Origin of the sequence: Tumidithrix helvetica PCC 7403 (assembly GCF_965232925.1) — a bacterium.
Lineage (GTDB): Bacteria > Cyanobacteriota > Cyanobacteriia > Pseudanabaenales > Pseudanabaenaceae > Tumidithrix > Tumidithrix helvetica.
The window spans coordinates 138030-159095 of the sequence record NZ_CBDDRA010000013.1; the positions used below are offsets into that span (position 1 = coordinate 138030).

The 21066-nt window shown below is 46.6% G+C and carries 17 protein-coding genes and 1 pseudogene; 8 read left to right on the plus strand and 10 right to left on the minus strand.

The window, feature by feature from the left end; translation table 11 throughout:
• Positions 1 to 5 precede the first annotated feature (5 nt).
• Positions 6 to 2636 (minus strand): TolC family protein, encoded by a 2631-nt coding sequence (locus ACP2WE_RS13725; RefSeq protein WP_425216112.1) that lies wholly within the window; start codon positions 2634 to 2636, stop codon positions 6 to 8.
• Between the two features lie 261 nt (positions 2637 to 2897).
• On the opposite strand from ACP2WE_RS13725, the gene ACP2WE_RS13730 reads away from it, so the two are divergent.
• Positions 2898 to 4454: a leucyl aminopeptidase gene (locus ACP2WE_RS13730; RefSeq protein ID WP_425216113.1), complete on the plus strand. Its 1557-nt coding sequence runs from the start codon at positions 2898 to 2900 to the stop codon at positions 4452 to 4454.
• 77 nt (positions 4455 to 4531) lie between these two features.
• On the opposite strand, the pseudogene ACP2WE_RS13735 reads toward ACP2WE_RS13730, so the two are convergent.
• The 3 genes and pseudogenes from ACP2WE_RS13735 to ACP2WE_RS13745 form a co-directional block, all read right to left on the minus strand.
• Positions 4532 to 4714: pseudogene (locus ACP2WE_RS13735) on the minus strand (IS3 family transposase); the annotation flags it as partial.
• Between the two features lie 157 nt (positions 4715 to 4871).
• Positions 4872 to 6821 carry a CHASE2 domain-containing protein gene (locus ACP2WE_RS13740; RefSeq protein WP_425216114.1) on the minus strand — a complete coding sequence of 650 codons (1950 nt, stop codon included), beginning with the start codon at positions 6819 to 6821 and terminating at the stop codon, positions 4872 to 4874.
• Between the two features lie 210 nt (positions 6822 to 7031).
• The gene (locus ACP2WE_RS13745) at positions 7032 to 8045 is read right to left on the minus strand and encodes a type I glyceraldehyde-3-phosphate dehydrogenase (protein ID WP_425216115.1); all 1014 of its coding nucleotides are present in this window, start codon (positions 8043 to 8045) and stop codon (positions 7032 to 7034) included.
• 89 nt (positions 8046 to 8134) lie between these two features.
• Here ACP2WE_RS13745 and ACP2WE_RS13750 point away from each other — a divergent pair, with 89 nt between their 5' ends.
• Positions 8135 to 8971, plus strand: coding sequence for an isopenicillin N synthase family dioxygenase (locus ACP2WE_RS13750; RefSeq protein ID WP_425216116.1), 837 nt, complete (start codon positions 8135 to 8137; stop codon positions 8969 to 8971).
• A gap of 1 nt (position 8972) precedes the next feature.
• Here the strand turns inward: ACP2WE_RS13750 and ACP2WE_RS13755 are convergent, their stop codons facing one another.
• Positions 8973 to 9656 (minus strand): hypothetical protein, encoded by a 684-nt coding sequence (locus ACP2WE_RS13755; protein ID WP_425216117.1) that lies wholly within the window; start codon positions 9654 to 9656, stop codon positions 8973 to 8975.
• Positions 9657 to 9684: 28 nt separating this feature from the next.
• The gene (locus ACP2WE_RS13760; RefSeq protein ID WP_425216118.1) at positions 9685 to 11580 is read right to left on the minus strand and encodes an iron uptake porin; all 1896 of its coding nucleotides are present in this window, start codon (positions 11578 to 11580) and stop codon (positions 9685 to 9687) included.
• A gap of 329 nt (positions 11581 to 11909) precedes the next feature.
• Here ACP2WE_RS13760 and ACP2WE_RS13765 point away from each other — a divergent pair, with 329 nt between their 5' ends.
• The 4 genes from ACP2WE_RS13765 (at position 11910) to ACP2WE_RS13780 (ending at position 15263) form a co-directional block, all read left to right on the plus strand.
• Complete coding sequence (locus tag ACP2WE_RS13765) at positions 11910 to 12455, plus strand: alpha/beta hydrolase (RefSeq protein WP_425216119.1); 546 nt, start codon at positions 11910 to 11912, stop codon at positions 12453 to 12455.
• 100 nt (positions 12456 to 12555) lie between these two features.
• Positions 12556 to 13323 carry a COP23 domain-containing protein gene (locus tag ACP2WE_RS13770; protein WP_425216120.1) on the plus strand — a complete coding sequence of 256 codons (768 nt, stop codon included), beginning with the start codon at positions 12556 to 12558 and terminating at the stop codon, positions 13321 to 13323.
• 35 nt (positions 13324 to 13358) lie between these two features.
• A complete protein-coding gene (locus tag ACP2WE_RS13775) occupies positions 13359 to 14147 on the plus strand; it encodes a S1 family peptidase (RefSeq protein WP_425216121.1) in 789 nt (262 codons plus the stop codon).
• A gap of 93 nt (positions 14148 to 14240) precedes the next feature.
• Positions 14241 to 15263 carry a S1 family peptidase gene (locus tag ACP2WE_RS13780; protein ID WP_425216122.1) on the plus strand — a complete coding sequence of 341 codons (1023 nt, stop codon included), beginning with the start codon at positions 14241 to 14243 and terminating at the stop codon, positions 15261 to 15263.
• 5 nt (positions 15264 to 15268) lie between these two features.
• On the opposite strand, the gene ACP2WE_RS13785 is transcribed toward ACP2WE_RS13780, so the two are convergent.
• On the minus strand, positions 15269 to 15568 hold the full coding sequence (locus tag ACP2WE_RS13785; protein WP_425216123.1) for a hypothetical protein: 300 nt from the start codon (positions 15566 to 15568) through the stop codon (positions 15269 to 15271).
• A 234-nt stretch (positions 15569 to 15802) separates the two neighbouring features.
• Between ACP2WE_RS13785 and ACP2WE_RS13790 the strand changes: the two genes are divergently transcribed.
• Positions 15803 to 16567 (plus strand): Uma2 family endonuclease, encoded by a 765-nt coding sequence (locus ACP2WE_RS13790; RefSeq protein ID WP_425216124.1) that lies wholly within the window; start codon positions 15803 to 15805, stop codon positions 16565 to 16567.
• Between the two features lie 111 nt (positions 16568 to 16678).
• Here ACP2WE_RS13790 and glnT read toward each other — a convergent pair whose 3' ends face one another.
• From glnT to ACP2WE_RS13805, 3 genes are read right to left on the minus strand one after another with little or no spacing between them, the layout of a single operon-like run.
• Positions 16679 to 18007 carry a type III glutamate--ammonia ligase gene (glnT, locus tag ACP2WE_RS13795; protein ID WP_425216125.1) on the minus strand — a complete coding sequence of 443 codons (1329 nt, stop codon included), beginning with the start codon at positions 18005 to 18007 and terminating at the stop codon, positions 16679 to 16681.
• 25 nt (positions 18008 to 18032) lie between these two features.
• Entirely contained in the window at positions 18033 to 19037 is a 1005-nt protein-coding gene (locus ACP2WE_RS13800) for an alpha/beta fold hydrolase (protein ID WP_425216126.1), read from the minus strand.
• Positions 19034 to 19951 carry a fatty acid desaturase gene (locus ACP2WE_RS13805; RefSeq protein WP_425216127.1) on the minus strand — a complete coding sequence of 306 codons (918 nt, stop codon included), beginning with the start codon at positions 19949 to 19951 and terminating at the stop codon, positions 19034 to 19036. Before ACP2WE_RS13805 ends, ACP2WE_RS13800 begins: the two co-directional genes overlap by 4 nt.
• 243 nt (positions 19952 to 20194) lie before the next feature.
• Here ACP2WE_RS13805 and ACP2WE_RS13810 point away from each other — a divergent pair, with 243 nt between their 5' ends.
• Entirely contained in the window at positions 20195 to 20617 is a 423-nt protein-coding gene (locus tag ACP2WE_RS13810; RefSeq protein WP_425216128.1) for a hypothetical protein, read from the plus strand.
• The last annotated feature ends 449 nt before the right edge of the window (positions 20618 to 21066 follow it).

Sequence of the window (21066 nt, forward strand, 5' to 3'; positions counted from 1 at the left end):
ACCCTCTATAGACCATCGATCGCTCGTTGCAGTGTTGATAGGGATAAATTGAAACTCGTAATGGCTTGGAGTCGATTGACATCGGCTTGAGTAAGCGCCACTTCGGCATTAATTACTTCTAGTTGCGTTCCCACACCAGCCGTGAGCCTGAGCCTTGCTAGCCGTAAGGCTTCGTTTGCCTGAGTCAGTGCCTTTGTAGCTGTTGTAATCTGTTCTCGGCTTTTTAGTAAAGTGATGTAAGCCTGTTCCACATCAAAGCGAATCTGTCTTGCGGTCTGCTCAAATTGGCTTTCGGCAAGCGCTTGATCGGCTTTAAACTGATCGACTTGGGCTTGCGCTTTACCACCATCGTAGAGACTCCATTGCAAAGTTGCCCCCAGTTGGTAGCCCAGAGCAACCCCTCCTACTTGATTAAAGTTATCGGCAGCATTCACATTTGCGGACAGCGTGACTTGAGGTCCGAGGGTAGCAAGAGCTGCCACAGCGCGGTCGCGAGCAATTTCTCGCTCCAGCTTACGAATATCTAGGTCAGAACGATTGCGCACGGCTAAAATAATCGTATCCTCTAACGTGAGTTTCCAGTCTTGAGCGGGCTCAATTTTATCGGCAGCACTAAGATCGAGTGTGGCAGGATATTCGAGTTGTCTAGACATATCTCGCCGCGCAATCAGTTGACTGGCTCTAGCATTTAATAAATTTTGCTGCGCATTCGCAAGCTGCACCTCTGATTGCAATACATCAAATTTCGTACCCGCGCCAGCCCTTTCGAGTGCTTGCGTATCTTTAAGACTGCGCTGGGCATTCTCAACAGCCTTGAGTTGAATGCGAACATTTTCATCGGTGTTTTGCAACTGGTAGTAGGCAGTAGCAATATTTAAACGAACCGCTTGGGTAGTCCTATTTAATGTAGCTTCACTAACTCTGAGTGAATTTTCGGCAGATCGGATATTGGCATCGACCAGTCCAGAGTTAAAGACGTTGTATTGCACGCCCACCGTACCAGTTATGGGTTGGCTGATCGTGTTAGAAGGTTGAGAAAAAAATGGAGCTGCAATATTGCCTAACCGAGTTTGAGCAGAGTCATTAAAGTTATACTGCAACGAAGCTGAGGCAGTAGGCATTCTTGCCGCCTCTTGTTCTCGCAGTGAGGCTCTGGCACGCTCAACTGCAATACGGGCTTGAATAATATCTCGATTGGTTTTATTTGCCAGTTCGATCGCTTCGGTGAGGGTAATCGGTTTGGTTCGATCCAATTTCACCTGACTGGGAGTGGTTGGCACAACTAGGGTTTGAGCTGGTTCTAAGCCAAGAAATGAGGTATTGGGTGTAGCAGGAAGTTGAGCGGGTTTCGTTTCAGAGCCGCTCGTTGGCGATGACTTGGCAGGTGGGTCGGTGGGTTTTGTCTCTGGTTTTGTCTCAGTGCTACCCGTCGAAGAGGGAGTTTGTGTGACTGGCTCTGTCTTTGCCTGCGTTGAAGTCGCTGGAGCAGGAGTTGTAGGAGTCGCCGTAGGTTTTGCCACTGGCTGAGATTCAGGCGCTTTTAGATCGGACAGCTTTTGCTCTGGCTGTGTTGGCAATTTCCGATCTGAAGTTGCAGGCGTTACCAAAGGTTTGGCTTCAGGCTTAACTTCAGGAGTGACGATCGCTGATGAACTTACTGGTGGTTTGACATTAGTATTGGCATTCGTGTTTTCACGAGTATTTGGGCTGATGGGTTTAGGCGCGATCGCTGTTGGCTGCTTCGCATCAGGCTTAACATCGACTTCTTTAACTTCAGGTTTTACCCCTTCGGTTGGCTTGGTTGTGGTCTTAGCAGGTAAATCAACGGCTGGCTCTTGGGCAACCTTGGTGACAGGCTGGGTCGAAGTCTTAATTTCTCTTAGACTATTCGCTGGTAACGGGCTCACACTAACAGGGGTAGGCTTTGCCACTGGTTCCGATTGCTTTTCAGGCTGTTTCTCGGGAACCTTGGCTGAAATCTTGTCTGTGAGTTTCTCTGGAAGCTTCTCTGGTGTCTTGGTTTGAAGGCTTTGAATGTTGGGGAGAGAGAGAACAGGAGGCTTGGCGATTGTAACTTCTGTTCCAGGCGGTGTGGCACTGCTAGAGGAACTACTAGGACGCGTTTCTAACGTATCTGGCTCTTGGGCTATAAAGTAGCTGGGCTTGCTAGAGAGTTGAATCTCTCTAAGCGGCAACGAAGCCAAGATTGATTCAGTGGGATTTGCGCGCAGTTTATCGGTAGGTAAGGAATTGCGATTGGCAACGGGAACGATCGCACCCGTCGATTTGGCATTACTTCTGTTTTCCTGTTGTAGTTGATTGCCAGAAGTTAGGTTTGTGGAATTGGTTTGAGTCGAGTTATCGGTAATTTGGCTGATGAGTAACCTAAATGTGCTGTCAAGAGACACTTCGGAACGCGAACGATCCTTTGTAGCAAGCCATAGCAACTCCAACACACTTCCAGAAGTGGGTATAGTTTGAGGAACTGAACCTGCAATAGCCGTGCTAACTTGGCCGCTAACTGAAACTTTAGCTGGGGTTCGATTTGGGGTATTTACTTGAGCGTTAGCTGAGAGAGTTGGTGTCAGAATCGCTAAACTGGCACTGAGAGTCATCCAACCGAGAGAAATTTGCATAGCTTAATAGTCTGTCACTCCTCAAACAAATCTGCTACTTGCAGAATCTGCACAAAATATAGCAGTTACTAGTAATTTGTAAATCTCTAATTTTTTAATCTAAAGCTACGAACGATCCAACACCGATAGAGTGATAATACAGCACCTGAGAGCTTTTGATACTCTGCTGAATGGCGTAAAAATATTTCGCACAAGGTTTATAAGTGTGCTTACTAATTCCTGTGATTGTAATATAGCTAGGAAAAATCATAAAATTACAGCATGAAAATCACCACATCAGCGCATCTCCCTCAGTCATGGGTAGGCGATGGACTCGCGATCGCTTTCTTTCAAGCCCCAACACCCGATCCCGAGCGAGATCCTCAGGATAAGAAATCGCTCGAGCTCGCGCCCGAACTCAGTAGTTTAGATGCCGAGGTACTCGCAGGCACGTTACAAGAGTTGATCGCTGAGTCAGCCTTTAAGGGGGCAGCAGGTGAATCTGCTAGTACCAGAGTGGGGGGAAGCAGTCCGATTCGGAAGGTGCTGTTGTTGGGGCTCGGCGACCCCGCTAAAGCAACGACGGATGCTTGGCGCAAAGCCGCAGCTCAGGCGTCAAAATGGGCGAACCAAGCGAAATGTAAGACCCTAGCGCTTTCTTTCCCGCAGTACAATCAAGACCTCGACGTTACCACTCAAGCCCTAAGTGAAGGGATTTTGCTTGCCACCCATCAAGATAAGCGGTTTAAATCCAATTCCAGCAATGGCTCCACAAAACCAAAGCCAGAGCCAACCTTAGAACAGGTGGAGTTGTTAGGAATCCCAGACTCAGCAGCTAGCATAGAAACCGCACAGAAAATTTGCAGTGGCGTCATCTTGGCGCGGGAACTCGTGTCTGCACCTGCCAACTTGGTTACGCCGATTACACTTGCCGATACAGCCCTTGCGATCGCCAACGAATATAGCAGCATCACTGCCGAGATTTTAGAAAAAGAGGAGTGCGAAACCCTAGGCATGGGGTCGTTTCTGGCTGTGGCTCGGGCTTCTGACTTACCGCCCAAGTTTATTCACTTGACCTACAGCAGTGGAACCAATGATGTACCGAAGCGTAAGGTCGCGATCGTGGGCAAAGGGCTGACCTTTGACTCGGGTGGCTTAAATCTGAAAACAGGCGTGGGCAGCAGCATCGAATTAATGAAAACCGATATGGGAGGAGCTGCTGCAACGCTGGGTGCTGCCAAAGCGATCGCCCAACTCCACCCCCCCAACCTAGAAGTGCATTTTATTATTGCTGCCTGTGAAAACATGATCAATGGCAAAGCCATGCGCCCCGGAGACATTCTCACTGCCTCTAATGGCAAGACAATCGAGGTGAATAATACAGATGCCGAAGGTCGCCTCACCCTAGCCGATGCCTTGGTGTTTGCCGATAAATTGGGTGTCGAAGCGATCGTCGATCTTGCTACCCTAACTGGGGCTTGTGTGGTAGCGCTCGGTGATAGCATTGCGGGCATGTGGTCTACCAGTGACGAACTTGCTGCCCAACTTGAGAAAGCCTCTAAAAGTGCAGGGGAGAAGTTCTGGCGGATGCCCCTAGAAGAACCCTATTTTGACCAACTCAAGTCTGTGGTCGCTGACTTTTTGAATACGGGTTCTCGTGCTGGTGGTGCGATTACGGGTGCTTTGTTTTTAAAGCAGTTTGTGGCAAAGACGAGTGCATGGGCGCACTTAGATATTGCGGGACCGGTTTGGACTGGAAAAGATGCTGGGTATAACAATGCTGGCGGGACGGGCTATCCCGTGCGGACTCTAGTGAATTGGCTCCTTAGCCTTTCTTAGAAGATACTTTCTTAGAAGATACAAAGGGCAAAGCCTTCCTGTAGGGATATTTGCATGAAGGGATAACGCTCCTGCGCAAATGCTTTGCCCATAGCTCTAATGTAGGTGATATCTGTGCTCCAGACTTGGTTGGGAACTGTTATTTCTTCCTCCTTTAAAAGATACGGATATTTCCTTACGCTATCCTTGGCTTTGCTGAGATTTGGTTTGGGATAGATTGCTTCTAAACCTATCTTTCTCATCAATCGCCTGACTCGTTTAGGTGCGACAGATTTGGAATTTGGAACCTACCGTAACGTGAATTTGGGATAAGAAAACCTGAAATGCTATACATCCCAAGGCTCCCCCCAGAATACGCTTCCCTTTTGCAAAGGGGATTTCCTATCGGGCAGGGGGAGCGAACCGATGGAAGATCGTTCAAGATTTGGCATCTTCCTGTACTTGATTGAAGCCAACAACGCGATGGATTTCGGTTTCCTTCTGTCGTCCTTTGAGCGCGTAGTTACAGACAAATTCGGTTTTAAATTTGTTGTCAAGGCGTTTGTGCGTGTCTTCACTAATCAGAATGTGATACTCGCCACCATCAACTTCTTTGTTAAAGCTTTCCAAGCGCGAGGCAACATTCACCGTATCTCCCAGAACCGAATACTCTAACCGCTCTTCACTACCCAAGCTCCCTGCAATCACAATGCCAGAGTTGATACCAATCCCCGTCACCACTGGAGGGATACCTTGTTCTACCCAGTCATTACTCATTTTGATCACCTTTTGGGCGATCGCGATCGCCGCCGCCACCGCATTTTGAGCATCGCGATCGCGTTCCACTTCGCTGCCATGGGGAATAGGCACGCCAAACACAGCCATCACAGCATCGCCAATATATTTATCCACCATACCGCCATGGGCTAGGACTTCGTTGGCGATCGCACCGAGATACTCATTTAGCCAGTCGAGGGTTTCTCCCGGTTTTTGCGCCTCTGCAGCACTGCTAAAGTTCCGCATATCGGTAAAGAGAACGGTCACATAGACTTCCTGACCTGTAATCCGTCCTTCTAGCAGAAACTTTTCGCGATTTTCCCAAATAATATTTACGAGTTCCTTAGAGACATGGCGGGAGAAAATCCCCATTAAGACTTTGCGTTCTGATTGCTGAATAGCAAGCTGATAGGCAATTACCAAGACATTCGCCATAATTAGCCCCAAGAATGCAGGAAAGAAGGGTAACCACAATGCTTGTAAAAAGGCAAAGTAGACTGCGCCCGATAGCCCTGCTACCATTACTGTCAAAACACTTAAATTTTTTGCTACATGCAGAACGTAAGTAGCGAGCGTACCTCCTATAAGCGTCCAGAAGACAATCCACAGCGATTCGGCATCATTCGGCAGGGCGCGTAGAAATGGTCTGCCATCTAAACCTGCGCTGAGGAGTTGGCTGACGATATTGGCATGGACTTCTACCCCGTACATCACCTCTTTGCCCGTACTAAAGGGGGTTGGGAAGTTATCTTTTAGACTGACTGCTGTAACTCCCACCAAGACGACGCGATCGCGTAACTGTTCGGGATTGACCTTGCCCTCTAAAACATCTACCGCTGAGATATGCGTAAACGATCTTTCTTTACCTCTGTAGTTGATTAGGGTTTGATACCCTCCGCCATCATCAGAACGGTAAGCACCATAGTTAGTTGTTATGCGGGGAATTATCTGATTCCCAACCGAAAACTCTTTTTTGTCGCGATTGAAATCGATCTTTTTGATCGGCGTGTTTTCTAGATAAATACTCGCGAGTTCGTAGGCAAAAGAACCATAGTCCCCAGCAATACTGGCCCGCCTCACAACAGAGCCCTCATCTGTGGGAATATTTGCAAACCCCGAACTGCTTACCTTGACTAAATCTTCGGGCATATCGACGCCTCTAGAGCCTGCCTTGAGAGAAACAAAGGTAACATTGACAACATTTCCAGCAGCTTTCATCGCGGCAATCAAATTCTGCCGACCTTGCTGCCTCGTACTGGCATCGCCTATGGGGATATCAAAGAATTTGTCAACACCGATCGCTGCGGGTTTTGCTGCCGAAATTTTGGAAATTAGATCGGCAAACATCTGATCAGACCAAGGCCATGCAGCTTTGCGTTGGATATCGTCTTCGCTGATTTCAACGATGACTACTCGTTTATCTGTAGGTTCAGGGGCTCGCGATCGCAGCAGATAGTCATAGGTTTTTAGCTCGATCTGCTCAAAACTACCGATGCCGCGCAGACCCACTACACCCAAAGCCACTGAAAATGTAATCAGAGTACCGACAAGTTGTTGATGGTGACGCTTGCAGAAATTACCTAAACCGCGCAAATGTTTATGTATTTTCATAGTATTTGAACTCGATTGTAGGGGATTCCTCTGAAAGTTACGCTGACATATAAGCGATCGCTAGGACAACGGCTAAATAGCGCAAACCTCGGTAGAAACCGCCAAAATAAAGCGCAAAACAAAAGAGAGTCCTCAGCATCTTTGCCTCTGACTCTCTTGATGAAATGGGGAATTCAAAACAACGAGCTGTTTTAAGAATTCAAGGAAACCTTACTGCCATTTTTTAGAAACGAGTTCTGCCAAATCGACAACCCGTTGGCTGTAACCCCACTCGTTGTCATACCAAGCGATAACTTTAACCATGTTGCCACCCATGACCATGGTTAGCGGAGCGTCCACAATGGAGGAAGCATCAGTACCGCGATAATCAACCGATACCAAGGGCAAGTCGTTATAGTCAAGAATGCCTTTTAAACCACCCTCGGATGCTGCTTTGAGGGCTTCGTTGACCTCTTGAGCGATCGTTGGTTTTGCCGATTCGAACACAAAGTCCACAACCGAAACGTTGGGTGTAGGTACGCGTAGTGCAATCCCGTTTAACTTACCAGCAAGATCGGGCAAAACCAGAGCTACCGCTTTTGCAGCACCTGTGGAGGTTGGCACAATATTGAGGGCAGCAGCTCTAGCACGGCGCAGATCGCGGTGACTCGCATCAAGGAGACGTTGGTCGCCTGTATAACTGTGCGTCGTAGTCATTACACCTTTGACGATGCCAAAGTTTTCGTGCAGTACTTTTGCCACAGGAGCAAGGCAGTTGGTCGTACAGCTAGCATTACTGATGATGTGGTGCTTGCTATGCTCGTATTGTTCGTGGTTGACACCCATGACGAACGTACCATCTTCATTTTTGCCAGGAGCCGTAATTAAAACTTTCTTAGCGCCTGCTTTCACATGCTTAGAAGCACCGACGTGATCGATAAACACACCCGTTGCTTCGATAATTAGATCGATGCCCCAGTCCTTCCAAGGAAGATTTTCTGGATTGCGATCTGAAACAGTCTTAATTTTATGGCCATTGACTGTGATTGAGTCGTCATCAGCACTGATGTCAGCATCAAACCGGCCCAGCATGGAGTCATATCTTAGCAAGTGGGCGTTGGTGCGAGGATCTGAAGTGTCATTGATACCAACGACTTCTAGACCAGTTTCCTTGCGTCCTGCCCAACATCTCAAGAAGTTGCGCCCAATCCGTCCAAATCCATTAATCGCTACCCTAATAGTCACAGCCTATTTGCCCTTTATTAAAATTTTCTAAATTGCTTACTGAAGCTTATGATACCGAAAAATATGCACTAATTTATCGGCTGTTTGTGATGGATTTTCTGAAAGTTAACTATCAAGATGCTCAAGCTCCTGCCCTGTTTACTGAGACGTTACATCAGTCAGGGTTTGCTGTGTTAACCAACCATGCGATCGCTGCCGATACGATCTTTGAAACCTATCAAGAATGGGCGCATTTTTTTAATACACCTGATAAATACCTCTATACATTCGAGCCTAGTGTCCAGTCTGGCTATTTCCCCTTTCGCTCAGAGCAAGCAAAAGGACACGATCGCCCCGATCTCAAAGAGTTTTACCATCTTTATGGCTGGAGCCAGTTGCCCCAAGGCATAAGCGATCGCACTTGGCAGTTATTTCATCGGTTGGTTGAGTTAGCCACAGAATTATTAGGCTGGATCGAAGCGGCTTCACCCCCGATTTTGCAAGGTTCTGAGCAGATTGTTCCCCTACATCAAATGATTGCCGACAGCCAAGCAACCGTCTTGCGGATTTTGCACTATCCCCCTTTAACGGAGGCTCCAGAAGGCTCTGTACGGGCGGCTGCCCATGAGGATATCAATCTAATTACCCTATTGCCTGCGGCGACAGCGACGGGTCTAGAAATCTGCGATCGGCAGGGAAACTGGCAAGCAGTCCCTTGCCATGCAGGCGATCTGGTTGTAAATATTGGCGATATGTTGCAACTAGCCAGTCAGGGCTACTATCCCTCAACCACCCACCGTGTAGTCAATCCTATGGGAGAAGCAGCCTTAAAATCTCGATACTCAATGCCTTTATTTTTGCACCCTCGCTCTGATGTGTTGCTGGCTAAAGGGATTACAGCTAGAGATTACCTACAGCAAAGACTTCGGGAAATAGGGCTGCTTTAACTTAGCGATCTACTGGACGACCAAACGTCAACGTTGCTGAACCAGAAACCGGTGCATTCAAATTATTCGCATTCGGATCGGAGGTCACAGGGATTTGAATCAAGAGCGATTGACCTGGACTGCTAGGTCTGGTCAGTTGTACTACCCCAGTGTATAAATTGCCATTCGCACTATAGCCAGCATTGTAGTTCCAAACCCCGCTTACATTCGTACCGCCAATGCTACCGCTAAGCGTTATGGTTCCAACCTGTGGATTTGAGCTAGGTACTGCATTGCTGATGTTAAACGTAGCACCACCGCCTGAAAATTGTGTTGTCAAAAACTGAGAACTGTTAGGATCGCGATTCAACACAGTGACCGTTCCAGGAGTCTGGAATATGGGTGAGGAGAAAGGATCGTAAAAATTTCTAAAGACCGAATTCTGGATCTTTGTAGTGTCGGCAAAAGCATTTTGGGCTCCGTCTAAAGCAGATTCCAAAAAATCGCCCTCCCCAAAAGTTAGTTTGGATTGTGTTTCAAAAAAAGTTGGTTTGGGGCGAGGTGCAACAGGTTGTGTTGGTGCTGGGTTTGTAGCTGGACTTGTTACGGTTTGGGCTTTTGCCATCTCTACACATGAGAATGTAAAGCCAGTAAAGACCAGAGAAATAAGTATAGAAACTTGCAAGTTAAATTTGGATGATGTCACAGTTTTAGCCTCCTTATAAAACCAACCGTTAAAACCTGAATGTGGTTCGGATTGTGCCTACATAAATTGTATTGTTATTGGCTATATTGCCGGGGTTTGTCACCAGAAAGAAACCTGGGGTAATGGAAATATTGCGATTCACCACATAGCGATAAAACACCTCAAAATGGCTAGAGGTAGCTGTATCAATTAGACCCGTGGTTACACCATATTTATCATAGTTGACCAACTTAGGGGGTTGACCAAACAAGATGGCAAGCAGATCGCCTTCGCGACCAAACAGATCGGCGAATCCCAAGGCAAACATATAGTTAGTACTTGCAGCAAAACCCTGAGTAGAAGGAGCATAGGTTGCGACAAGTCCTCCCCATGTCGAAAAAGTGATTTTAGGCGTTATTTGCCATTGCAAAGTGCCGTTGAGGGCGTAAATATTTGCAGGCTCGTCGATCAACCCAGAGGTGTCGGCGATAAAACTACCCGTAAATGTGTTAAGACGAGCATTCGAAGAATAGCCAGAAACTAGGGTAATGCCCGTTAGCAGATTATCGGTGGGGAGGAGCAAAAACTGTAAGCCCATCGCTTGATCTCTTGAGCCAAACAAGCCCCCATTCGCACGCGGATCGCTAGGATTGCTTACTCCATAGGCAAACTGAAGGCGGAAACGCTCGCTGATTAACCAGTCAAACCCTACACCCGCATCAAGATTGCCAATTCTAAAAACAGGGCTGACCTGCCCCAAGCGCGAAATAGCACCTCGACCCGTATCAAAGTAGGGAGAGTTTGCCGATAAAACGCTGCTGAGGCTAAACCCTACAGGCTGAATTGTAAATACGACGCGATCGCCAAAGGCAGGAAATCGATAATTTAACTGAGAGAGCTGAAACTGATTCGCTGTATCTGATTGAGCGGCTAGTAAGGAGGTGTAGGTGTTTAGTGCATTTTGTTCGGCAAACCCCCGACCTGCAAAGTTACCTGCTTGCAAGACAATTCTCAGACGATCTTTGCCTGAGAAAGATGTAACGGTTTGTAACTGAGCCAGTTGCGTAAAAACTAAATTGCTTTGACCCAAACCTGGTGGTCCACCGCCCCAGCCTGAGGACAGCCCAAAGATGACTTCTCCTCCTAAAACCGTTGTTGTCGAAAACTGCTGTGCCTCTAATTTGGCAGTTTTGGCTTCTAGGGCATCGACGCGACCGCGCAGGGTTGCTAGCTCTGCGGCAAATTCTTCTTGCAATCTTTTGAGGGTTGCCAAATCATCTTTACTGACCTTATCTGCTAACCCTGCCGAGATGATTTCATTGATTTTGTCCAAACAAGCATTTAACCCTGCTGCAAACTCATAGCGAGTCATGGCTCGTTGTCCGCGATAGCTGCGATCGGGATAGCCTGCAATACATCCGTACCGTTCCACCAAGGACTGTAATGCCGTAAATGCCCAGTCTGTCGGTTTGACATCTTCGAGCTGAGATACTGATGTAACCTGAGCTTGAGCAGTGCTCTTAGGAGCTGGCTTGTTGGCGTTGAAAGTATCGGATTTTAGATCGCGTGGCTGACTTCTAAGGCGATTTTGCTCGATCGCTTGAAGTATGATGGGAACTTTAGAATCGAGAACTACTGGTGTATTGACTTGTGGTGTATTGATTTGCGGTGTATTAACTTGCGCGACATTTGTGACAATGCCGTCTTTATTGGGGGCAGTTGCTTTTGGGAAATTGGTTGTTGTGATATCCCTTGGAATGTTCGTTAAAGTCTGTGTTTGGGGATCGAGGGTATGACTAACCAAAGCGCGATCGCTTTTGTCTGTGGGAAGAGTCTGTTTCGCTAAGGTTTGGGCATCTGCTACAGATATCAAGGCTACGGGTAGCGATAAAAACAACGACAAAGCAGGAACTTTGAGCCCCAGCCAAATATCTATACTTTTCACACTCACTTCCTCACACTTTGAAAAAACAAAAGTAGCACAGCGAATGTATCGCTTTTGGTTAAGATAATGCAATCACACTACTGAAATAATCCTGATAAGTAAATAGGCAAAATTAATTAATTCTTTGCAAAGAATTAATAACCGCGCACTTTAGTAATCCTAAATGCATTGAGCGTAGGGTAATTCATGAATTGCCCTACGCTCAATGCAGAGGAAAGAATCTCTCATGGATCGAATAGGATCGCTATATATATTTTTTTTGGAACTTTGCCTATTAAACGTCGGTCAATCAATTCTAGATTCTCATACAAGAGTGGTTTATTCGACTCATGAAAACTCTGTGGACTACTGTTTATCGTTACGGGGTATCTCTCTTACCGAGTATTTGCCTCGTTTCGATCTTAGGGTGGGGTTTGCAAGCAAAAGCCGCAGAAACAGTGGTATTCAAATATGGCATGTTTGAGGAAACCTTAACCCTCGACCAAATCCAAGCCTTTGCCAATGCAGGCGAATTAAATTCACCTTTGGGGGAATACTTAAAAGAGCGATCGCTAGTTGACTTAGCCCTACGAAAATCCTTAATGCAAGAAATATCGGTCGATCTCATTCAACTGGATCGGGCATTAAACAGCCCTATGGGAGAATTCTTGCTGGATCGAGTCGGACAGGCGATCGGACCTCACTCAGGAAAAGCCAACCGCCAGGCTTTACGTTCTGCGATTGTCCTATCTGCAAGTCAAGATCGTAAATTATCCATTTTAAAAGTAATTCGGAACTATCCCCTAGATCGCATTGATATAGATGGAGAAAGCCTCGAAAAACTTTATGGCATTCTAAAACAATTTGGAGGAAGTTTATTAAATTATATTTTTTAACTGTTATTTTCCTTTAATCGAAAAGCAAGAATCCAGAAACTTAGAATACATTCAAAAAGATTAATTATTAACTATTCAAGATAGAGAAGGTTTGTCAACTATGCCTAAGCTTACAAAAACTATCCTTTTCGCTACACTCGTCACATCTGGTGCTTTGGCAGTTGTAGCTTCACCTGTTTTCGCTCAAGTTCAACTAAGTTGTAAACCCATAGAGGGTTCCACCTCATTAATCTGCACGCCTGTAAATCAAAGCTCCACTACAGGACAAACCCAAAAAAATCCCACGACTCCGCCTCCACTGACGACTACACCGATCAAACTACCCACCCCTACTCCTGAAGTAACGACCTTTGAGTGTATCTCAATGGAAAGTGGCTATGCTACGATCGCACGTCGTGGAGAACGTCAAACCCCTCCATTAATTACTTGGAATAGCTTTGAATTGGGTTCTCAATACACGCCCAAAGTCCGTTGTGGCATTGTGTCCGATCGCTTGACGAAAGTGGTTGCGACCAATGGTGGTAAGTTAAAGAACCTCAACTTAACCTATGGTCGGTTAAATGGAGAATCTGTCATTTGTCATGTGAGCGATCGCAATCAGCTATGTAATAGTTCTAATCTTCTATTTACCCTACGTCCCTCAGATCGGGGTAGAGAGAGAGAAATTTTGCAAAAGCTGATTAATTTTAGCGTTCTAGGATCGGGTAGTGCCGTACAACAGAGCGCAGCTTTAGGATATGCTCCGATAGGAGAAGAGATTGAGAAGTTTTTAGATGCGAAGCCTACGGAGTCTTCCACCGTAAAACCCTCCGTAATGCCCTCTGTAAAACCTGAGCCCATCAAGCCAAGTCAAGACACAAGTATTTAGCATTGAAAGCGTTAATCACTACTCTGATCTTGGTTATGACCGTTGGGACTCTCGCATCAGTCATTGAGACCTTTGCAAGTCAAGGGGCTAGCGTTTTCGCGATCGCAGAGCAACGATCGCCAGTATCGCCAAAACTCAGCCCCACTGAAGTTGCCCGACAAACCACGGTGAGAATCGTAACGGACTCAGGCATGGGTTCTGGCGTAATTATTCGCCGCCAAGGGCAGGTCTATACAGCAATTACCTGTAGGCATGTGTTAGCAGATTTTTGGGATCGGCAGATTACGGTTCTGAGCATGGATGGAGTTATTCATTTAGCTCAGTTCCAACCATTTTCAACTCCCGCCAATCAAACGCTCGATCTCGATCTTGCCCTTGTTACGTTTCACAGTGAGAGGGGCTATCAAGTTGCTAGTTTAGGTGATTCAGATCGAATGGCAGCGAACGATCTGGTTTATGCTTCTGGGTTTCCCAACTATTCTTTCCCTAATAAAAACGCGATCGAAAGTACGCGCAATTGGGGTATCAGAGCCTATCGTCTGACCGAGGGCAAAGTTGCGATGCAGCTTGACAAGTCACTCCCAGGAGGTTATCGCTTAGGCTATAGCAATGAGATCGAGCAGGGCATGAGTGGGGGACCAGTTTTTAACGATCGCGGGCAAGTTATCGGAATCAACGGACGCTTAAAATATCCCTTACAGGGGATTGAAGTATTTACCTTTAGCGATGGGACAAAGCCCTCTATAGCGTTATTTCGCCAAATGGAAACGCTGAGTTGGGCAATTCCTGTTTCCTCTTTTCAGTCCGCCATCGCGATCCATTAATTCCAACGCATGACCGTGCAAGTGACCTTATTCTTTTGAGGAATTCCATGAGGTTTCATCAAGTTCAATTTAGTTAATAGAAAGGTTGGGTTTATGTTTTTGCTACGAAAGGGTTGGTTAGGCATAATGGTTGGGTTACTGTTTGTAACAGCAAGCGCTGCGAATTCGACGAACTCCATCGGTAGAACGCATCAAACGTTAAGTCCAGATCGACAAACTGTGGCAACGGCTCCATCACCCTTACTTACAGATAAGCAAATCGAAGATATTGCAAGGCAGACGACGGTGGTGATCGGAGCAGGTCTAAAGGAAGGAGACACCGAGTCAGGAGAAGCCTTTAGAACTGGCTCTGGAGTGGTTGTAGCCAAACTCAGGAACAGATATTTTGTGGCGACCAATCTCCATGTTGTACGCAGTGTTGGTAATGGTTATGGGATTCGCACGTTTGATGGCAAGGTGCACTTCATTGAAGAAAACCAGAAGTCAGAAATGATTAACTTCTTGGGAGTCGATGTGGGCGAAAGAGCCCTAACAATTAAAGGACTAGACCTTGCCATCCTCCAATTTGAGAGTGACAAAGACTATCCGATCGCAACAGTCAATCTCTCTGGCATTAAAGTGGGCGATCGCTCTTTTGTGTCAGGATGGCCGAACCCTGAGACCAACGTTACAAGACTGGATCGTCGATTTTCGCCTGGGGTAGTCATGGAAATTCGTCCCCCTGACCCTGATGGTGGGTATGGTTTGCTGTACAGTTGCCAAACAGAAGTTGGCATGAGTGGTGGACCAGTATTTAACGATCGCGGTGAAGTGGTGGGGATTCACGGACGCAGCGGCAAAGCCAAGAGTCTCTCTCAAGTTCCCAATCTTGGGATTCAAATTATCTTTTTAGACCAAGAAATACGTACAAATCTCCAAATTGCCGCGCGATTGGCAAATTTGCGCTTTAATCTTCCGCCTGTATCGTTGGCTATGTTACAAGGTCAAATACCGCCCGAAGCTGATGTAATTACTAACTTGCGTGAGAGCTTCACGCGTAAATTTGTAGAAACGGGTGTTAAAGACTGTCCGCTTGGCGTTAGCCTTGGCGATCGCGATGATGAATGTCGAAAATAACCCAATCATATTTCTTGCCAAGTTGAGATGTTTCGCAAAACAGGGGGGATTTCGGCATCTGTGGGAAATTCTAGAATCGTTTCGCTGGTGGATAGATAGCCAGATTCGGCGAAGGAGATCAGCATTCTCTCTAGCGCGAACCAGACCTCAGATTCGTATTCCCAATCGCGATCGCGCCGAGCTTGACAGGCAATAGAACGCAAAGCCCAGAAATAACTATTCCGCACGACCGAACCACCTTTTTTATATTGCGGCACATCGTCTTTGCTAATGTAGATGATTCGATCGACTATCTTGGCTCTCATGTTCTGAATGCGATCGTCCTGTAAAAACTATAGCGATTTTCAAGTAAGAAAAGTATAGCTGAAGCCCTGCTTACTTTATTCTGCAATCTAAGGTTGTAGGTATAGCGATCGCATCCTTTATTTGGGTTGCGAGGATCGGCTTTACGAGCGTTTGGAATTGAAGTATTTCGCTTGCTTTGCTAAAAAACAAAAAAACTATGACAAAATAGGGCTAACGTGAAAATGCTAAAAGCCATGTTTACTGTATCTTCAGAATACCGCCATTTACCAACTGCTGAGGAACTGCCAGATTCTGATGAAACCCCTGTGGATAACGAACTCCAAAACGACATTCCAAATATTCTGCTGAACTTGCTGAGAGACATTTGGGTAGAGCGAACTGATTGGTTTTGGGGTGTAGATATGTGCGTGTATTTCGAACCCAACCTTGAAAAACCAGAACAATCGAAAGCGATCGTTCCTGATGGATTTCTGGCTTTAGGCGTTCCTCGGTACAATGGCGAAAGTGGACGCTTGAGCTATGTGGTATGGCAAGAAAAAGTGCTGCCGATTCTCGTACTTGAGGTCATCTCTAAGGAATATAACGGAGAGTACGATCGCAAGTTAGAAGAGTATCAAGATTTAGGAATTCTTTATTACGTTATTTACAATCCCTTAAGTGGAAGAAGAGGGCTTTACAAAAACCACCAATCTTTGGAAGTATATAAATTGGTCGATCGAAAGTATGAACTCGTACCTTCGATCTCGCTTTTGCCTGAAGGTGGAGAAATGGTATGGATGCCAGAAGTGGAACTTGGCCTTGGCTACGCTCTTAGCGATCTTAGTGGATGGAAACGTGAGTGGCTCTATTGGTACGATCGCCATGGGGTGAGATACCCTACGGCTGGCGAACGCGCTGCATTGGCTGAGGCGATCGCTGTTCAAGAACGTCTTGCGAAACAACAAGCAGAAGCATTACTGAAAAAATACCGCGATCGCTTCGGGGATATTTCTGAATAAATGCTATAAAAATTTCTAAATGAGAACAGTAGGAACTTCACACTCAGCAAACCAACTAGAGATATCAGAATGAGAGGCAGCATCAACAAAGCATATCCCCGATAGCTAATCTCAACAATCCAGAGTGGTTTCTGTCTCCCAAGGGCTAATGCGGGAGCAATAATCATTCCATTCTCGATGCTTGAGTTTTAAATAGGCATGGGTCAGATCGGTTCCCAAGCTTTCAGGCAAGATCGTATTAGCCTCTAGACAACGTAAGGCATCTAAAAGATTTACAGGTAGTTGCCTCACAGTTCCCAAAGGGAGTGGATCGGTATAGGTATTGTTGTCATAACGTTTTCCGGGATCGCGCTTATGCTTGATGCCATCTAGTCCACTGGCAATCAGTGCGGCAGGTAAAAGATAGGGATTTGCCGCGCCATCAGGGAGGCGAAATTCAAAGCGTCCTGGTTCGGGAATGCGAATGGTGTGGGTGCGATTGTTGCCCGTGTAACTAATCGTATTGGGCGACCATGTGGCTCCAGATAGGGTCACAGTCCCATTAATCCGCTTATAGGAGTTGACCGTAGGATTGGTAAAAGCGCAGAGAGCTTCCGCCGAATGCAAAACACCCCCAATAAATTGATAGGCAAGGGGGGATAGTCCTAGTTCGCCTTGAGAATTGTCAAGAGGATCGTCAAGAGGAGCGTCAAATAGATTGGTATTTCCAGCTAAATCCCAAACCGAAAGATGGGTGTGACAACCGTTCCCCGTGAGATGAGGGAAGGGCTTGGGCATAAATGTGGCGCGGAATCCGTGTTTTTCGGCGATCGCTTTCACCATATATTTAAAGAAGGCATGGCGATCGGCAGTGATCAGCGTATCGGCGTAAGTCCAATTCATTTCAAACTGACCGTTCGCATCTTCGTGGTCGTTTTGATATGCGCCCCAACCCATTGCCAGCATGGCATCGCAGATTTCGGCAATAATATCAAAGCGACGCATTAACGCCTGTTGGTCGTAGCAGGGTTTGCTAGCGCGATCGCGAGGATCGGAAAGTTGCTCGCCATCAGCAGACAAGAGAAAGTATTCGCACTCCACACCCGTTTTTACCCGATAGCCCAGTGCCTCGGCTTGACTGAGAACGCGCTTTAGCACTAAACGTGGAGTTTGGGCGACGGGTTCGCCATTCATGTAAAGATCGGCAGGCATCCAAGCAACGTCGGGTTGCCAAGGCAAGGGAAACAGACTATTCGGATCGGGAATGGCAAAAATATCGGCATCGGCAGGGGTCATATCGAGCCATGTGGCAAAGCCAGCAAAGCCAGCACCACTGGTTGCCATACTATCGATCGCGGCTGTGGGTACTAACTTAGAGCGTTGGACGCCAAATAAATCGGTAAAGGAAATCAGAAAATAGCGAATTCCTCTTTCTTGGGCAATTGCAGAAAGGCTTGTCATAGTTTATTGCTTATTACCAATTCGTTCAATGAGCGAGAAGTTCGGCGATCGCTTGACGGATAAACGCTTCATCCTCAGGATTTTGATAGGGATTGCCTGCACGATGTCCCCAAATCGAGGGGATTTCCAGATACTTGGCATTCGGAATCATAGAGGCTTCTCTCTTACAATCTGCGGGGGTAAAGTACAGGTCGCTTGCACTTGGTATCACCAGAGTCTTTGCCCGAACTGATGCCAACGCCAGTGCATAATCGCGCTTGTAAGTAGGATTATCGCTGAGGTCAGATTTTAACCATGTATCAATCATGGCAATTAGGTTATGCGGATCTCGTTTACGATAGTTAGCTTCCCATCCGCGTTGCAAATAATCTTCGAGCGAGTCAAAGCCAAATTGGTAGTAGAGTCCTGCCTGATAAAAGGCGGGTGAAGCCGCCCAACTCGCATAGATCAAGGAAAAAGTATGAAAACCGCGATCGGGAATGCCATCAAACCCATTCCCCGTCCAAGTGGGGTCAGAGGTTAGCGCCGATCGCAAACTGGCTAAAAAAATTCGATTGTGGTCAGTGGTGCGGGCAGTACCGCAAAGGGCAGCAATGCGCGCTACCCGTTCGGGGTATAAAGCCGCCCAGTGATAGGCTTGCTGCGCTCCCATCGACCAACCATAGACGAGCGCAAGGCGATCGATGCCAAAGACATCCCGTAAAAGTCGTTCCTGAGCGCGGACATTATCGAAATGGCTGAACCAAAATCCTTGCTCGGCTAATCCGCAGGAGGGGCAATTACTGGGGGAACTAGACAGCCCATTCCCAAACATATTGGGAATCACGATAAACCATCGCGTCGGATCGAGAATGCCATCGGCACGCACGAGCCACTCAATGTCTGGATGCTGCGCTCCGTAGGAGGTGGGATAGAGAATTACATTCGAGCGATCGCGATTCAATTCGCCATAGGTTTGGTAAACTACCTTTGCCTCTGGCAGGACAGTCCCACATTGCAGTTCAAAGTCTGGAATGACGAACAGACTCATACTGCAACGGGCTCTTGCGCGTTGAGATGCTTGACGATCTCTAAGTTGACATTCACATAGCCCGAATCGACATGGACAAAGTGACTGCGCAACTTCTCATGGGCAACGGGCAACATATAGAATGGAATTGATGGATAGAGATGATGCTCGGCGTGGAAAGGAATATTCCAAATGAAGTAGCGCAGGGGTAGAAAGGTTAGGGTGGTGCGGGTGTTGGTGAGGCTATTGTCATCTTTGGTGCACCCCATATGTTCTGCCATTAACAGAAATCGTAAGAATGGCTGACCTACGGCTAAGGGCAACAGCCAATAAAGCAGAAACCAAGGCTGTTTAAAGGCAATGGAAATTGCGATCGCTGCTATATAAACCAGTAATTGCAGTCTTGTCGAACGAATTACCTCTTCTCTTTGCGCTTCGGGAATGAATGGATAATCTTCTAATTTCCCAAGAGCTACTCGCCCATGCGTTTGCACTTTCCCAATCCACCAAGGAATCCCACTAATTTGCAGCAGATATTCCCCAAGGTTCGCAGGCGGGGGATCGCTGAGTTCGGGGTCTTTGTCGGGAATCTGGGCGTAGCGGTGATGCCATTTGTGATACTGACGGTAAAACCCGCTGTTGTAAAAAGATAGTAACCCTGCTAACCACGCGATCGCATCGCTCAAATGATTATTCGCAAAAGCCGTGCGATGGGAACTCTCATGTAAAGGCGCAAACATAATCGCCAAACTGAAGCCATAGATCGCCAAGGATGGGATCGCAATATACCAGCGATCGCCGGTCAAATTAGTTGCCCAAAGATAACCCGCGATCGTCATTACGCCTAGGTGCAAAGTCAAGCGCAGCAACCCTTGGCGATTGGAACGCACATTCAGGGATTTTAGTTCTTCTACAGAAAGAATTTGGTTCGTCATGGCGCAAAGGTATAGTCCAGCGAGAAAACGAAATTTATTCCTGTATTTTGGCAGTTTGATTCATAGGTGTCAACAAAGTTTCTTGTGACTACACTTCGCAACCTACTTTGCTAAACATTACCCATAAGTGTTAACCAAAAAAATTGCGAAATCATCTTAATAATGGTGGTGTTAACCAGAATTTTTTGTATAATGTATTTTAAGTTAGGCTTCAAGTTCTAGAAAAGCAATGGAGAATACGGATTGCAAACCCGATACCTCAACACGGATCTCGATCTCTCTGCCAGCGTGGATTTAACCCCACTCGCAGCAGCCTTTGAGTCTCAGGGTGTTGTCCCACTTCATGTAACACTATGTGAAGATGGTCACTGGTTCTCAATTCTCGAAACAGATGAACAATATGAAGATCCTGAATCAAACATTGCAGCCATGCTATCAGTCATTGAGCAGTTTGATGAGCCAGAACGAAGTATTTGGCGGGTTTTAACACTTTGTGAGTTCAACATTGGCTACGATTGTGGGAGTGAGCCATGGGCATTCAATCAAGGACTATCTAATACACTCCTCCAACGTATGGCAAAGGTTGGAACTTCCCTACGAGTTACCTTGTATCCCCCTGAGTCACTACGTGAGAAAAGCCAGCAGACTCAATTACCAGAGTCATAAACTGAAGAGTCATAAATCGAAAATATTAAAAAGTTGCGAATTGGGTTTAGGCTAAATTTTAAAGGCAGGCGATTGCTGAAATATGGCTTGATACATGCTTCCCTCGCTTTAGGATAAGTCTACAAACCTCTAACCTAAAGGATTAGCTCCTTTGAGCTTTTTTCTTATTCCCCAGCCTGCGATCGCGATCACAAGCAGCATCGGCAACAATCACAGAAAACACGTACTGCGATCGCATAGCCAACCCGTTGAAAAAGCAACAATAAGTCTACTAGCGACGTATCTACAAACGTCTAGCCCGAAGAGTAACTCCTTCGGGCTTTTTATTCTTTAGTTTGGACTAATCGGCAGCAAGGCAAGAGCAACAGAAAGGCACGAGAAAATAGAGCAAGAAATTGCAAAGGCTAAGTCAAGCTCAAACATGAAAAGAGAATTAGAAGCTAAATGGC

Excerpts from the sequence above, each read along its gene's own strand:
- ACP2WE_RS13800 (WP_425216126.1), bottom strand. The coding sequence starts at position 19,037 with ATGAGTCTGTTCGTCATTCCAGACTTTGAACTGCAATGTGGGACTGTC.
- ACP2WE_RS13780 (WP_425216122.1), top strand. The coding sequence starts at position 14,241 with ATGTTTTTGCTACGAAAGGGTTGGTTAGGCATAATGGTTGGGTTACTG.
- ACP2WE_RS13740 (WP_425216114.1), bottom strand. The coding sequence starts at position 6,821 with ATGAAAATACATAAACATTTGCGCGGTTTAGGTAATTTCTGCAAGCGT.
- ACP2WE_RS13790 (WP_425216124.1), top strand. The coding sequence starts at position 15,803 with ATGTTTACTGTATCTTCAGAATACCGCCATTTACCAACTGCTGAGGAA.
- ACP2WE_RS13765 (WP_425216119.1), top strand. The coding sequence starts at position 11,910 with ATGAAAACTCTGTGGACTACTGTTTATCGTTACGGGGTATCTCTCTTA.
- ACP2WE_RS13730 (WP_425216113.1), top strand. The coding sequence starts at position 2,898 with ATGAAAATCACCACATCAGCGCATCTCCCTCAGTCATGGGTAGGCGAT.
- ACP2WE_RS13770 (WP_425216120.1), top strand. The coding sequence starts at position 12,556 with ATGCCTAAGCTTACAAAAACTATCCTTTTCGCTACACTCGTCACATCT.
- ACP2WE_RS13775 (WP_425216121.1), top strand. The coding sequence starts at position 13,359 with ATGACCGTTGGGACTCTCGCATCAGTCATTGAGACCTTTGCAAGTCAA.
- ACP2WE_RS13785 (WP_425216123.1), bottom strand. The coding sequence starts at position 15,568 with ATGAGAGCCAAGATAGTCGATCGAATCATCTACATTAGCAAAGACGAT.
- ACP2WE_RS13805 (WP_425216127.1), bottom strand. The coding sequence starts at position 19,951 with ATGACGAACCAAATTCTTTCTGTAGAAGAACTAAAATCCCTGAATGTG.
- ACP2WE_RS13750 (WP_425216116.1), top strand. The coding sequence starts at position 8,135 with ATGGATTTTCTGAAAGTTAACTATCAAGATGCTCAAGCTCCTGCCCTG.
- glnT (WP_425216125.1), bottom strand. The coding sequence starts at position 18,007 with ATGACAAGCCTTTCTGCAATTGCCCAAGAAAGAGGAATTCGCTATTTT.
- ACP2WE_RS13725 (WP_425216112.1), bottom strand. The coding sequence starts at position 2,636 with ATGCAAATTTCTCTCGGTTGGATGACTCTCAGTGCCAGTTTAGCGATT.